The sequence below is a fragment of the Xanthomonas sp. WCS2018Noco2-27 genome, from assembly GCF_031843525.1.
Taxonomy (GTDB): Bacteria; Pseudomonadota; Gammaproteobacteria; order Xanthomonadales; family Xanthomonadaceae; genus Xanthomonas.
This window is the reverse complement of record NZ_JAVTIK010000006.1, coordinates 95,033-107,443: the sequence shown is the minus strand read 5'-3', so window position 1 is coordinate 107,443 and position 12,411 is coordinate 95,033. Positions and strand designations below refer to the sequence as shown.

Here is a 12,411-nt window from a genome sequence, read left to right as displayed (position 1 = left end):
GCGTGGTGCTGCCTTATCGGTGACAGCGATAAAGCCGTGCTTCGAAAACGATAACGTGGCGGGCAGGGTGCCCACCCCGTTTGCGTCTGCGCTATGTGCGGAGTGAGCGTTTGCAATAAGAGGGGCTTTGGCGCCTCGCACCTAAGTGTATGAGCCAGGCCTCAGCTCACTGCCGCACATAGCGCAGGTGGGCGGCCGCAGGCCCATCAAACACCCTGTCGATACGAAATTGTGTCGCGGGCTCGCCAAGGTGTTCGAACAGGCGTCGTCCGCCGCCGAATAAGACCGGTGCCAACGCAATCTCCAGCTCGTCGACAACGCCCAAGCTCAGATACTGCTGGATCAGATCCGCTCCACCGGCAATCCGAATATCACGGCTGCCAGCCGACTCGCGAGCCAGTTCCAGCGCATGTTCCGGCCCGTCGTTGATGAAGTGGAAGGTCGTTCCGCCGGGGCGCACCCAGGGCTCGCGTTTCTCGTGGGTCAGCACGTAGACCGGTGTGTGGAACGGAGCCTCCTCTGGCCAGGCAACCTCGCCTTGATCGAACATCCGCTTGCCCATGATGTTGGCGCCGATACGCGCGAAGGTGCTGCGGACCAGGTCGTTGACCGGGCCGGTGTCACCACCCGATGCGAGCTTGAGCACGTTCTCGCGGAAATACTGCGTTGTGATCAGCCACCCCATCATCGCGCCCCACTTGGCTCCCCAGTTTTTGTGCTCGGGATCGTCCATGGTCATCCCTTCCGGCGCCATGTAGCCATCAAGGCTAAGGCCGATGCTGACGAATACCTTGCTCATGATTTCACCTGTGGCGCGTCTGAGGGCTGCAGAACATCCGAATTCATCTCGACCCGCTAAGAGCGGCTAATAAACCGAAGCGAGCAGTGGTCAGCTGGGTGTGGACGGCGTGTTCAGAACCGGAGTGTACGCGTGGTACCTACCGCACCGAATATCGGCCGCGCCCGCCTGACGGTGAGCACAGTCCTTTTGTTAGCTGCTCTTAGTTGCGTCTGCTTGCATGCATTGTTAGTCCCCATGATGCGCAGTCTTCGCCTGGTACAGCGCTGATGCAACCACATCTGCAGGCCAGTGGTTTTTTTCCGTTATTGAAGATAGAAACCACCAGAAACGCCATGCGCCGTAGTCCAACGCCTGCGCATGTCGGTGGGTTGCCAACCGATCTATGCGTGCGTCCTTGTGGCGTGCTGCACGGTGTCGTTACCCGCGTCTTAGGGGGCTAACCGCAAACGATGTGCTGGCGCTGATACCGAGTGCGCCCGGTAGGGCCCGGCCGCAGCGCAACGATCCAGCAATGGCCGCAGCGCCATCGCGCGGTGCGGCGTGCAGACGTGCATTTTGAAACGCGCAACGTGCAACACCCGCAGTGACCGCCGATTCGATGGCCGCTGCGGGTGTCGTGTGGTGTGACCAGCAGTCATGCCGTCCATGCCTTCAAATCCATCCAATCTCGCGATGGGTTTGAGCCCGGTTGCGGGCCTCACCACGCAACCCGGTGCATGGCGCTCGCCGACGCCGACCGCGCCCGATTGCCGGGGCGGTCGTTTTGTCTGTCGCGGTTACTCGGCCCAGGGCTCCAGCACTACCTTGCCGGTGGTCTGGCGACTTTCCAGCAATTGGTGCGCCTGCGCGGCCTGCGACAGCGGCAACACCGTGCCGATTTGCGGGGCCAGCTTGCCGGTCATGATGAAGCCCATGATTTCGCCCAGCACCTCCTGCAGCAGTCCGGGCTGTGCCTGGTAGCCGCCGATGTAGAAGCTGGTCAGCGTGTGGTTCTTCAGCGTGAGCTGCCAGGGGTCGATCAATGCGGTCTTGCCGCTCGACTGGCCCAGAAACACCATGCGCCCGAACGGTGCCAATGCCGCCAGGCCTTCGCCCACACTGTCGCCGCCGGCACTTTCCAGGATCACATCCACGCCGCGTCCATCGGTCAGTGCCAGCACCTGCTCGGACCAGCCGGGTGCGGTGTAGTCCACCGAGGCATCGGCGCCCAGGCGTTCGGCCAGTGCGCGTTTTTCCGGCGAGCTGGCTGCAGCGATCACCTTGCCGGCGCCATAGAGTTTGGCCAGTTGCACCGCGAACGAACCCACACCGCCGGCCGCCGCTTCGATCAATATCGTCTCGCCCGGTGCCAGTCGTGCGGCTTGCCGCAACGCGATACCGGCAGTGAGCCCGTGCGCGACCACTGCGGCGGCCTGCACCGCGCTCACGCCCGGCGGCAACGGCACCACCAACGCGGCGGGGAAGGCGATGTATTGCGCATAGCCGCCCACGCCCGGCGTGGCCAGCACGGCCATGCCCACCTCCAGCCCGGTGACGCCTTCGCCGAGCGCGGCGATCGTACCGGCCACCTCGATCCCGAGGGTGTACGGCAGTGGCGATGCCTCGATGTAATCGCCGCGCCGACGCATGACGTCGGCAAAGTTCAGGCCGGCCGCTTCGATCTTGATCAGCACTTCGCCATTGCCGGGCTGCGGCTGCGGAACTTCTTCATAGACCAGCACGTCGGTGCCGCCGTGCTGGTGAAACCGTACTGCCTTCATGATGCGTGCTCGCTGGGTCAGGGGGCCGAATGGCCGGAGACGCCTGCCGCAACCAGAGTGCCGGCAGGAGATGTTGTCCCGGGGAGAGGCTGTGCAGCCGGTCGTCGCGGGATGCATCACAAGGTATATTCTATAAACCTGATGTCAATCAGGCACCACTTATCCACCAGGTATCCCACGAGACACTTGCAATGAACACAGCGATGCTGCAACCCGCTTTCAAATTCGATTGCCCAGGCCGTGAGACGTTGGAGCAACTGGCAGACAAATGGTCGGTGATGGTGCTGGCGTGTCTGCTGGTAACGCCGCTGCGTTTCAACGCGATCAAGCGCAATCTCGAAGGCGTTTCGCAAAAAGCCCTGACCCAGTGCCTGCGTCGGCTGGAGCGCAACGGCATCATCGTGCGCACGGTCATCGTGCGCTCGCCGATTGCGGTGGAATACCGCATCACTCCGCTCGGCCTGCGTCTGAAAGAACCAATCCAATTGCTGTGCGCCTGGACGCTGGATAACCAGCACGCGATCGAGCAAGCGCGTGAGGCATTCGACCGCGAAGCAGCGTAAGCGTTGGTACGGAGACAGGCGACAGGACGCGCCTGCGTTGCGATGTGCACCTCAGTGGCAGACAGTCACGCCGCGATGCTGGATGACCCGGCATCGCAGCGCACGCAATGGCGCACGATCCGCGCTTGCACCAGCCTGGCGGGCACGGACAACCGCAAGGCAATGCAGTGCTTACACCGTGTCATCGACATGTCGCTGCCGCGCGATGAGTCGCACAACACGATGCCTTGACGTGCAGCAACCATCACTGCCCTCAACGTTGTGCAGGCATCGCATTGCAGGGGCGTACCAGCACATCTGCGCCACAATACGCAGCGTCGTCATGCAAACGCCCCGCACAGGGCGGGGCGTTTGCAGTCGTAGCACCGCAGCGTTGCATCACTCCCACTGCTGCGGTGGTGCGCGCGGCGTGGCCGCGGATGGCATGACTCAGTAGTTGACCTGCAACTGCAACCGCAGCAGATCGCCTTCCACCACCGGATACGGCGCCGTGGTGACGTCGGTGCGCTTCATCTTCGAATACGCAAACACCAGTTCCAGCGCGTCCATCGGCTGCCATTCGACGCCGGCTTCCACTTCGTCCAGGCGCATGCGCGGCGCATTGGTGTCGAACTTGGAGCCGCCGCGGTAGGTCTGCCATTTCAGGTACGGCAGCAAGGTGCCGTAATTGAAGTCGTGCTTGAACATCGCCTGCACATACCCGCCGCTCAGCGAGCGGGTGCGGATGCGGCGCTGCGCCACATCCAGCTCCGGTCCGCGTCCCACCGTCCACTCGGCCTGCAAGCCGAACGGCTGCGGGTAATAGATCACGTGCGCGGCAACGCGCTGGTCGGTATAGCCGTTGGGGTCGGTGATGGCCGGGGTGAAGCTGCGGCCGCCGATATTCACCGCCGCCGCCGTCGGCACGAACTTGCCGGCGTAGGCATCGGCGCCCACTTCCAGATACTGGCCGTTGGCGAATTTGAACGGGTAGGTGGCGTGCACCACCGCATGCATGCCGTCGTTACGCTCGGCGCGGTTAGCACCTTGGCCGTTGTACACGCCCGCGCCCAGCACGCCGTAATCGCCCGAGCCCTTCAGACCGGATTTGACCAGGTCCTGGAAGCGGCCCTTGGCCACGGTGGGGCTGTAATAGAACACCGCACCGATATCGCGTTCGTCGCGCAGGCCGGAGTTGAGCGCGTCGGCGCGATCCAGGGTGAGGCGGTTCTGGCTGGACTGCAGGTTTTCCCAGCCGTACGGCATCTTCGACTGGCCCACACGCACGCGGTACTCGCGCTTCTTGTCGAAGAAGATATCGGCGTAGGCATCGCGCAGCTGCGCAAAGTTGGAGGTGGTCGAACCAGTCGGAGTACTGGCGAAATCCGGCTGGAAATACAGCGACACGTGCTCGTTGAGATCGCCGCTCAGCACCAGGCGCGCACGCCGGATGCCCAGGCTCTGGTCGTTGCCGATGAAGCGATCGCCCGGCGCACGCAGGTCCTGCGCATCGCCGCCAATGCCCTGGTTGTAGCGGATCTGGGTGTAGCCACGCAGGCTCAGCTTGTCGTACCACTTCTTGCCGACATCGCCGGCCTTGGCCGGTGCGGCGGCTGGCGCCGGTGCAGGGGCGGCCTGTGCGATGGCAGTGTCGGCCGGCACGGTTGCGCCAGGTGCCGGTGGCAGCGTCTGTGCCGGCGCGGCAGGCATCGCCGAGGCGGGCAACTTGCCGTTTTCGTCCACCTGCACGAAGGTGCCCAGCTTGTCGCGCCCGGGTGCCGGCTCGGCAAAGATCTGCTTGGTCTTGCGGTCAACGTACAACTCAAGCTCGGCGGCCAGCGTGCTGCCGCTGGCGGTCGCGCTGAGGGCGCACAGGACGGTAGCGAGATTGCGTTTTTTCATGGATCCGGCTCGGCAAGGGAAACTGGGCGGCGGTGGCGTGGCCGGTCGAAGCGCCCTCGCATAGGGCGCGTGCGACCAGACGCCGGGCACCGTCATGGCGCTCCGCACTGCTGCCGTAGCAGCGATGGGGTGCAGTTATATTTAGGTTTGATGTCAGTTTGGTGACATCCAGGCCGTTATCCGACCGGTGACTGTGTCAACTGCGTGTCCGGTAGATGTCAGTCCGGCGACGCGAGCTGTGTCGAGAAGCGGTGGCGGCCCTGCTATGGCGGGGGCCCTGGAGGCATGCCGTCGCCCTGATGCTTGCGTGGTCCATCCGCCTAAGCAGGTGCTGCGTGCAGCGATACGCCTGGCACGCACGTTGACCGTGACGGCCGAAAAGTCGAACAGTCGAACGGTCGAGCAGTCGGCCAGATTGAGGAATGCGCTCTTCGAGCGGGGCTGGTGGCACCTCGCCAGTAAGAGCGGCGAACAAAATCGAGCGAGCGCCTGTCAGCGAGTGCAGGGTCGAATGCGCGGTGCCCTCACCGCTCGCAGGACACGCGGTGAACCCGTCCCTGGGGGCTCGGTGGCGGCATCCGTGCCGCGCAATCGGCGAGGACACCGCGCCACGCCCGGCCAGCGCTATCGCCGTGCGCAGTCAGTCCGCACCGAGTGGGTCGTCCGCAGCGCACTGGCACAGGCCAAAAAAAACGCCACGCCCGACGGGCATGGCGTTGCTTGTCTTCGCTACCGGCCGCCACACGCATCGCTGCGTCTCGCGGCCGGCCCGGCCCCCTGGCTCAGGCTGCCGGCTGTGCCGCCGCCAGCGCCGCCGCCACGGTCTCGCGCCACGGCGTGGTGGGGCGGCCGATCAAACGACTCAGGGTGTGGCTGTCGTCGAACAGGCTGCCGCCGCGCGAAGAGGCCGAGCACTGCGCCAGCACCTGCGCAAAGCCGGCCGGCACGCCCACCTGCACCAGCGCCGCGGCGTAGTCGGCTTCCGGGAGGTCGTGGTACACCACCGGCTTGCCCGCCAGCTGCGATAGCTCGGCTGCGTACTCGGCCATCGTGAAGGCGGTATCGCCGGCCAGCTCATAGACCTGCCCGGCCTGCGGCGCATCCGATGCCAGGACCGCTGCGGCAGCTGCCGCATAGTCGGCACGTGTGGCGGTGCTGAGCTTGCCCTCGCCCGAGCTGCCCATCGCCCCGCCGTGCGCCACTTCGGCCGCGATCGAGCCAGTGTAGTTCTCGGTGTACCAGCCATTGCGCAGCAGCACATGCGGCACGCCGCTTTCGCGCAGCAGCGCCTCGGTGACCACATGTTCTTCGGCCAGCGACAGCGTGCTGGTGTCGGCACGCAGGATGCTGGTGTAGGCGAGCAACTCCACCCCGGCGCGCTTGGCCGCGTCGATCACATTGCGGTGCTGCTCCACGCGTGCGCCCACCGCGTTGGACGACACCAGCAGCACCCGGCCGACGCCCGCAAAGGCCAGGTCCAGGCTGTGCGGGTCGGCGTAGTCGGCCTGACGCACCGTGATGTCGCGTTTTGCGAACTCGGCAAGTGACGCAGTATCACGGGCCGTTGCTACGATGCGGCTGGCAGGCACATGTTCCAGAAGCGCGTCGACGACCAGTGCACCTAGCTGTCCGCTGGCGCCGGTAACAAGAATCAGGGGGGAGGCATGTGCCATGTGGAGCTCCAATAGGTTTAGAGAAGAGGTTTGGTCTAGTATCTAGACCTTGTGGTCAGCGAGCCTATTGTCAGGACCGCCCGGTCCTTCGCAAGGAGGCAGTTTTACTCCCCCTGGTTACTGTGAGATACCCCCGTGAATGCGATTGCCTTGTTCCCACCGCCGCCCTCCCTGGAAGGCCCCTTCGATGCCACCAAGTGCCCCGTGCGCGATGTGCTCGATCAGATCGGCGACAAGTGGACCTTGCTGATCCTGTTGACGCTGATCCCCGGCCCGTCCCGCTTCAGCGCCATCCAGCGCGCCGTGCCGGACATCTCCAAGCGGATGCTGACCCAGACCCTGCGCAACCTTGAGCGCAACGGCATGATCACCCGCAAGGTCTACGCCACCAAGCCGCCCAGCGTGGAATACGCACTGTCCAAGCTCGGCGTCGCCCTGCTCGGCCCGGTCTCGCAACTGCTCAACTGGGCAGGCGAAAACCATGCCGGCATCCGCGCCGCACGCGAGCGCTTCGATCGCGCCCAACAGCCGCTGCCCGCGTTGGATGCCGACGAAGCGATGGCGCATGCATAGGCGGGCTGACCCGCGCTGACGGCCGGGGCGGTGTCCTTGGCGTGGAAACGATGGTCGCCACGCGCGTGGCTGCGTGGCTGCGTGGCTGTGCGGTTGGCGCAGGTAGTCCGCCGACTGCTCCGATTGCCCGCCGTGTTGCCACCACTGACGTCCGGTGGCGTACGGCAGGCGGTCGGGGGTGTTGCGCCGATGCGCTCACGGCCGCCGAGCTGGAGTGATCCGGCAAGTCGCGGAGGCATAGTGGTGCTACCTCGCCCGTCTCGGCGGCGTTGACGACCTGCTGCGGGCAGCTGCAAGAGTGTGAACGTGTGCTCACAAAATCGCGTTTCAGCTAAATGCCTGATCGCCGCGGCATGGGTAGATGCGACGGCAAACGCTTGCAGCGCAACGGCCAAGCGCCTGCCTATCGCTCCCATCGCAAACTTCAATCGCAAGCTGGCTCAAGCGCACGCAGGTGCGTCCGATAAGGGCTCACCTTATTTCGCGAAGCCACTCCTCTATGCCTGTGCTCGGCAGCCTGTCTTGTGCATCGCGACGTACCCTGGGCATCGCCCTGCTCGCACTGTGGTGCGGCTGGATTGCCGTGGCCTGGACAACCCCGCGCGCGCAAGCCGGTGATCTGAGCAGTGCCTGGGCACAGGTCCAGGCGGGCCTGCCGGCCGCCCAGGCGGCGCCAATGTTGATCGGCGTCGTCGGCGCCTGCGCCTGCACCGATCTCGCATCAGATCGCGCCTGGGCCGTGCTCAGCACCGCCGTGCGCGCCCACGGCGGCCAGGTGCGGCTGCTCGACAGCCCGGCACTGCAGGGCAGCGGTTACACCGTGTGGCTACTCGGCGCCGATGGTCAGCCGCGCTATGCCGGCCCCGCAGACGGTGGCGCGGTGTGCGGCACTGCGGGTGCGGCGGCGTGGTCGCGTTGGCTGCCTGAAGTTCTAAACCGCGCGGCAAGTGCCGCAGTGGTGTCCCCCTGTCCGTGTGCCGTGGAGTCGCTGTCATGATGGAACTGTCCGCATCGGCGCCGCCGACCTCCAACTACGCCACGCGTCTGGCCATCAAGGCCGACCGGCTGTTCCTGTGGTTGGCGGTGCTGCAGAGTGCCGGCTCGCTGGTCCTGGCCTGGAGCCAGGGCCAATGGACCACCTTCCTCGCCGTCACGCTGCCCAGCCTGCTGCTGATGGCCTGGCAGGTGCATGCAAACCCCGGCACGCGCCTGACCCGGATTACCAACGCGCTGGTGCTGATGGCTCTGGTCGCCGCCACCATCCAGCAAGCGCATGGTCTGGTGGAAATGCACTTCGGCGTGTTCGTGATCCTGGCGTTGTTGCTGTATTACCGCGACTGGCTACCGGTGGTGGTCGCCGCCGGCGCCATCGCCGTGCACCATCTGGCGTTTTACTGGCTGCAATCGCGCGGGATGCCGGTGCAGGCCTTCACTGTCGGCAGCGGCTTCGGCATCGTGCTGTTGCACGCTGGCTACGTGATCGTGGAAACCGCCTTCGTCTGCGTGATGGCTATCCAACTGCGGCGACAGGTCGATGCGTTGGATCACGAAGCCGATGCATTGGCGGAACTGGCCGACACCCTGGCGACCGGTGCCACCTTGCCGCCGGCGATCATGCAGCAGACATTCCGCAGCGGGTCGCTGGCGCAAGCGCTGGTGCGGATGAGCGTGCAGGTGGAAGAACGCATCGCGCAGCAACAGCAATTACTGCTGGAAAACCGCCGCATCCGCCTGGCATTGGACGCCTCTGCGATGGCGGTGGCCATCGTCGACGGGCAGGGCGCTGCCATCTACCGCAATCAGTCGTTCCAGCAACTGAGCACGCACGTCGATGCCGATGTGCTGGAGACCGCGTTGGCCGATGCAGTACAGCTGGGGCATGCCACCGGCACCAGCAGAACGCGCGCCCTCGCTGCGCTGCAGCTGCAGGAAAACATCACGCCGGTGCACGATCATGACGGCAGTTCGCTGGGCGTGGTGGTGGAGTGGCAGGACCGCACCCAGGACCTGATGCTGGAAGATCAGCTGGCAACCGTTATCGCACAGGCCACGCGCGGCGAACTGGGCGCGCGCCTGCACGGGCATGCCAACGGCGGCACGCTCGGCCAGCTGGCCGAAGGCGTCAACCGCTTCCTCGCCATCACCGACGACAGCCTGCAGGACATGCGCCAGATGCTGGGGGCGATGTCGCGCGGCGATCTGTCGCAACGCATCGATCGCCCGTGCGAAGGCGTGTTCGAGCAGATGAAGCGCGATGCCAATGCCACCGCCGATGAACTGGCCCGCATCATTGCGCAGATCCGCAGCTCAAGCAGCGCGATCAATCATGCGGCCGGCCACATCCTCACCCGCAACGATGCGTTGGAGCAGCAAGTGCAGCGTCAGTCGGCTACGTTGGGCCACACCGCTACCCAGATGCAGGCGGTGCTCGGCACCATGCAGCAACACACCGCCCAGGCAGCGGATGCGGACAAACTCACTGCCGCTGCTTCGGAGGCCGCACGCAGTGGCGGCGACACCATGCAACAGGCGATGGGCACCATGCAGCAGATGGAGCAAGCATCGCGCCGCATCCAGGACATCATCTCGGTGATCGACGGCCTTGCGTTCCAGACCAACATTCTGGCCTTGAACGCTGCGGTCGAAGCCGCGCGCGCTGGCGACGAAGGTCGCGGTTTTGCAGTGGTCGCCAGCGAAGTGCGCGCGCTGGCGCTACGCTCGTCCACCGCCGCCAGCCAGATCAAGACGCTGATCGGCGAGTCGGTCACGCACATGCAGGCAGGCGTGCAGCAGGTGCGCCACGCTGGCCAAGGCATGCAGCACATTGTGGCCACCATCGGTCAGGTCAGCAGCACGCTCAGCAAGATTGCCATCGCCTCGCAACAGGAAGCCGGCAGCATTGCGCAGGTGCATCACACCCTTAACGACGTGGATACCGACATGCGCGACGGCGTCACCCGCATGCAGGACGCCAGTGCTGCTGCACGCGCGATGGGCGATCACGCCGCGCAGCTGGAAGATGCGGTGAGTGCGTTTGTTGCCGACGCATTCGATAACTGCGCCAAACGCGCGGCCTGAAGCGAACGATCAATCCCGGCACCGTCATCGGTATAGTGCTGCAGCAGGGTCGAGCAAGCGCTGATCAGTAACGCAGACTTGCGAGTGGGTTGGCTTCACGGGATTTCTAGAGTGCGCGCGAAGCAATCGAACGCTCATACGCCTCGTGCAAAAACGGTTTTATGGCTTCAAGATCGGCCCGTGTGTAGAGCTTCGCAATCTGGGTCACCTGCTTTCCATCTGTCACTGATTTAATGAACATCGCGTGGTCCACCCGTCGCCCAAGGTGGACAGCAAGGCGTATCGCGTCTGTCATGATGGTGGCATCCGCAAAAACCTTGCAGCTGCGGAAGAGGACATACCGCTCCCGCGCGACGCACTCCACTGCTCCAAGCGCGGTCATGAACGTCTCCAGCGCGGTATACAGCTCCACCAGATCGGCTGGCCTGCCGCGCAAGACCTCGCGTCGATCGCCTGTTCCGCACGCGTGGCGCTGATTCGTTCGAGTGAACCGGCGATTGCAGTTGGGGCATGCCCACATGCGCGTCATCACCGGTAATTCACTGAATGAAGAGCGCTAACACAACGTAGCGAGCAGTCGTCAATGTGCGAGTAGCACATGCCGATTCCAAGCACTGGCCGCGCGCATTTTGCGGCTGTACAGTCCTTTTGTTCGCCGCTCTAAACATGCGTGATCCATTGCCGAATGATCGCAAGTAATGCGTCATGCTTGAGCGCCAGATCCGCGGCCCCGGAAAAACTGAGCGAGGCGCGGTCTGTTCCGTGCCACGTCAATAGCCCTTCCGGATCAGCGATAGCGTCTGCTGGAACCTTCCGTCCGGGTTTGGCGCCCAGATGAAAAATAAGCTGCACCGCGGTTGTTGCGCGCAAATGCATGGTGGCAAAGTGCTCGGTGGTGCGAAAGCTGGGTGCGTTCCATTTGATCTCCTCCGAGATCGTCGGATCCGCACCCAGCAAGAGTTGCCTGATCGCAACAATCTCCCGCTTGAGCGGATGGTCGAGTGCATCAATGAAGGACTGCACAGATAGTGCTGGCTTGCGCTTCTTGTCCGTCACCGTGCGCTCTCCCTTGAATCGCCCCAAGTAGATATCCGAAGCGGACTCGGCTTGAATGCGTTGTTAGACCGCTGTATCACTCGCGTCGACGCTTGTTGAGGAAGCCAACAAGGGGCTCAATAGCATGTTCTCTAGCCACCTGCGGCCCCTCGTTCAAAGCAGTCTGATCTGTAGCGAACCGGTCCCCGACGGCAGCGTTGTTGAATGGCTTACCAACGTCAGGCATCCAATCCTTATCTTGTCTACGATAGATCGCAAAGCGAGCCGCCCGCGCATTGTCCGGGACCGATTGATAAAGCGGGGGCATTGCCTTCTGGAATTGATCCTCCATCATCATCTCAGTCCGGGCTACGTTTTACTGAGTCGCCGAATGTTTGAATAAGGCCGACCTGCGAAGCTGATTCGGCTTGACCGACTGGTGGACACTCATGCTGTCCGCCTTCCGTCGAGTTGATCCAGTCATCGCTGACGTTCTGCGGTCACCGACCCGGCTCGGTATCAAGCGCCTCGCCAGCATGCGCTAGGCCGGCAGTGTTCGACCTACATCTCGGGCACATCAGCAGCCAACCGCAGATCATCTGGTGTGATCTGAAACACGTCATCGGCAACGCTTACAACGGGACTGTGTGCAGAATCAATGCCTGCTGCGGAGGGCGCGTTGATAGCGGAGACTCGCACTCCACCGGCCACCTAGCGTTCGCTGAAAAAGTGCATCACCGGTGTGCGTGTCAGGCAATCGACGCGTCATGGCACGTGTAGAGGTCAAACAGGCGGTCCTGTACCGCAAGCCTGCCGGCAACACTGCTTCAGCGATTGGAACCGCTCGAGCAGCCTCGGGCCTGCCACTGCGTGTTGATCGGTGGATCAAACGCGGCCGAGTGGCTTAGAACAGTTAACAAAACGAGCGTAGAGCCGCCAGGCGGGCGCGGTCGGTACTCGGTGCGGCACGGACAATGCCTACACTTCGGTTCCTCAGCGCCGTCCACACTCACCTGACAACTGCTTGCCAGCTTTCGTCAGCCGTT

The 12,411-nt window shown here is 63.9% G+C and carries 10 protein-coding genes and 2 other RNA genes; 5 read left to right on the top strand and 7 right to left on the bottom strand.

Annotated features, from left to right (window positions below; translation table 11 throughout):
* Positions 1 to 166: 166 nt before the first annotated feature.
* The 3 genes from RQH86_RS12180 to RQH86_RS12170 all read right to left on the bottom strand — a co-directional run bounded on the left by RQH86_RS12180 (position 167) and on the right by RQH86_RS12170 (position 2,562).
* On the bottom strand, positions 167 to 799 hold the full coding sequence (locus RQH86_RS12180; RefSeq protein ID WP_311239175.1) for a dihydrofolate reductase family protein: 633 nt from the start codon (positions 797 to 799) through the stop codon (positions 167 to 169).
* Positions 800 to 863: 64 nt separating this feature from the next.
* A non-coding RNA gene (locus RQH86_RS12175) (sX9 sRNA) lies at positions 864 to 940 on the bottom strand.
* Between the two features lie 638 nt (positions 941 to 1,578).
* Positions 1,579 to 2,562 carry a zinc-binding dehydrogenase gene (locus tag RQH86_RS12170; RefSeq protein ID WP_311239176.1) on the bottom strand — a complete coding sequence of 328 codons (984 nt, stop codon included), beginning with the start codon at positions 2,560 to 2,562 and terminating at the stop codon, positions 1,579 to 1,581.
* Positions 2,563 to 2,753: 191 nt separating this feature from the next.
* Between RQH86_RS12170 and RQH86_RS12165 the strand changes: the two genes are divergently transcribed.
* Positions 2,754 to 3,125: a helix-turn-helix domain-containing protein gene (locus RQH86_RS12165; protein WP_055853470.1), complete on the top strand. Its 372-nt coding sequence runs from the start codon at positions 2,754 to 2,756 to the stop codon at positions 3,123 to 3,125.
* Between the two features lie 429 nt (positions 3,126 to 3,554).
* On the opposite strand, the gene RQH86_RS12160 is transcribed toward RQH86_RS12165, so the two are convergent.
* Together RQH86_RS12160 and RQH86_RS12155 are read right to left on the bottom strand one after the other, a co-directional pair.
* The gene (locus RQH86_RS12160) at positions 3,555 to 5,006 is read right to left on the bottom strand and encodes an OprO/OprP family phosphate-selective porin (RefSeq protein ID WP_115526810.1); all 1,452 of its coding nucleotides are present in this window, start codon (positions 5,004 to 5,006) and stop codon (positions 3,555 to 3,557) included.
* A 782-nt stretch (positions 5,007 to 5,788) separates the two neighbouring features.
* Complete coding sequence (locus tag RQH86_RS12155) at positions 5,789 to 6,679, bottom strand: SDR family oxidoreductase (protein ID WP_311239177.1); 891 nt, start codon at positions 6,677 to 6,679, stop codon at positions 5,789 to 5,791.
* A gap of 135 nt (positions 6,680 to 6,814) precedes the next feature.
* Here RQH86_RS12155 and RQH86_RS12150 point away from each other — a divergent pair, with 135 nt between their 5' ends.
* The 3 genes from RQH86_RS12150 to RQH86_RS12140 all read left to right on the top strand — a co-directional run bounded on the left by RQH86_RS12150 (position 6,815) and on the right by RQH86_RS12140 (position 10,330).
* Positions 6,815 to 7,252: a helix-turn-helix domain-containing protein gene (locus RQH86_RS12150; protein WP_115515067.1), complete on the top strand. Its 438-nt coding sequence runs from the start codon at positions 6,815 to 6,817 to the stop codon at positions 7,250 to 7,252.
* A 499-nt stretch (positions 7,253 to 7,751) separates the two neighbouring features.
* Positions 7,752 to 8,249 (top strand): hypothetical protein, encoded by a 498-nt coding sequence (locus tag RQH86_RS12145; RefSeq protein WP_311239178.1) that lies wholly within the window; start codon positions 7,752 to 7,754, stop codon positions 8,247 to 8,249.
* Entirely contained in the window at positions 8,246 to 10,330 is a 2,085-nt protein-coding gene (locus RQH86_RS12140) for a methyl-accepting chemotaxis protein (RefSeq protein ID WP_311239179.1), read from the top strand. The genes RQH86_RS12145 and RQH86_RS12140 overlap by 4 nt, the downstream gene beginning before the upstream one ends.
* 106 nt (positions 10,331 to 10,436) lie before the next feature.
* Here RQH86_RS12140 and RQH86_RS12135 read toward each other — a convergent pair whose 3' ends face one another.
* Positions 10,437 to 10,850: a DUF5655 domain-containing protein gene (locus RQH86_RS12135; RefSeq protein ID WP_311260587.1), complete on the bottom strand. Its 414-nt coding sequence runs from the start codon at positions 10,848 to 10,850 to the stop codon at positions 10,437 to 10,439.
* A gap of 140 nt (positions 10,851 to 10,990) precedes the next feature.
* On the bottom strand, positions 10,991 to 11,386 hold the full coding sequence (locus RQH86_RS12130) for a DUF1801 domain-containing protein (RefSeq protein WP_311239181.1): 396 nt from the start codon (positions 11,384 to 11,386) through the stop codon (positions 10,991 to 10,993).
* A gap of 953 nt (positions 11,387 to 12,339) precedes the next feature.
* On the opposite strand from RQH86_RS12130, the gene RQH86_RS12125 reads away from it, so the two are divergent.
* Positions 12,340 to 12,408, top strand: a non-coding RNA gene (locus RQH86_RS12125) — sX9 sRNA.
* Positions 12,409 to 12,411 lie beyond the last annotated feature (3 nt).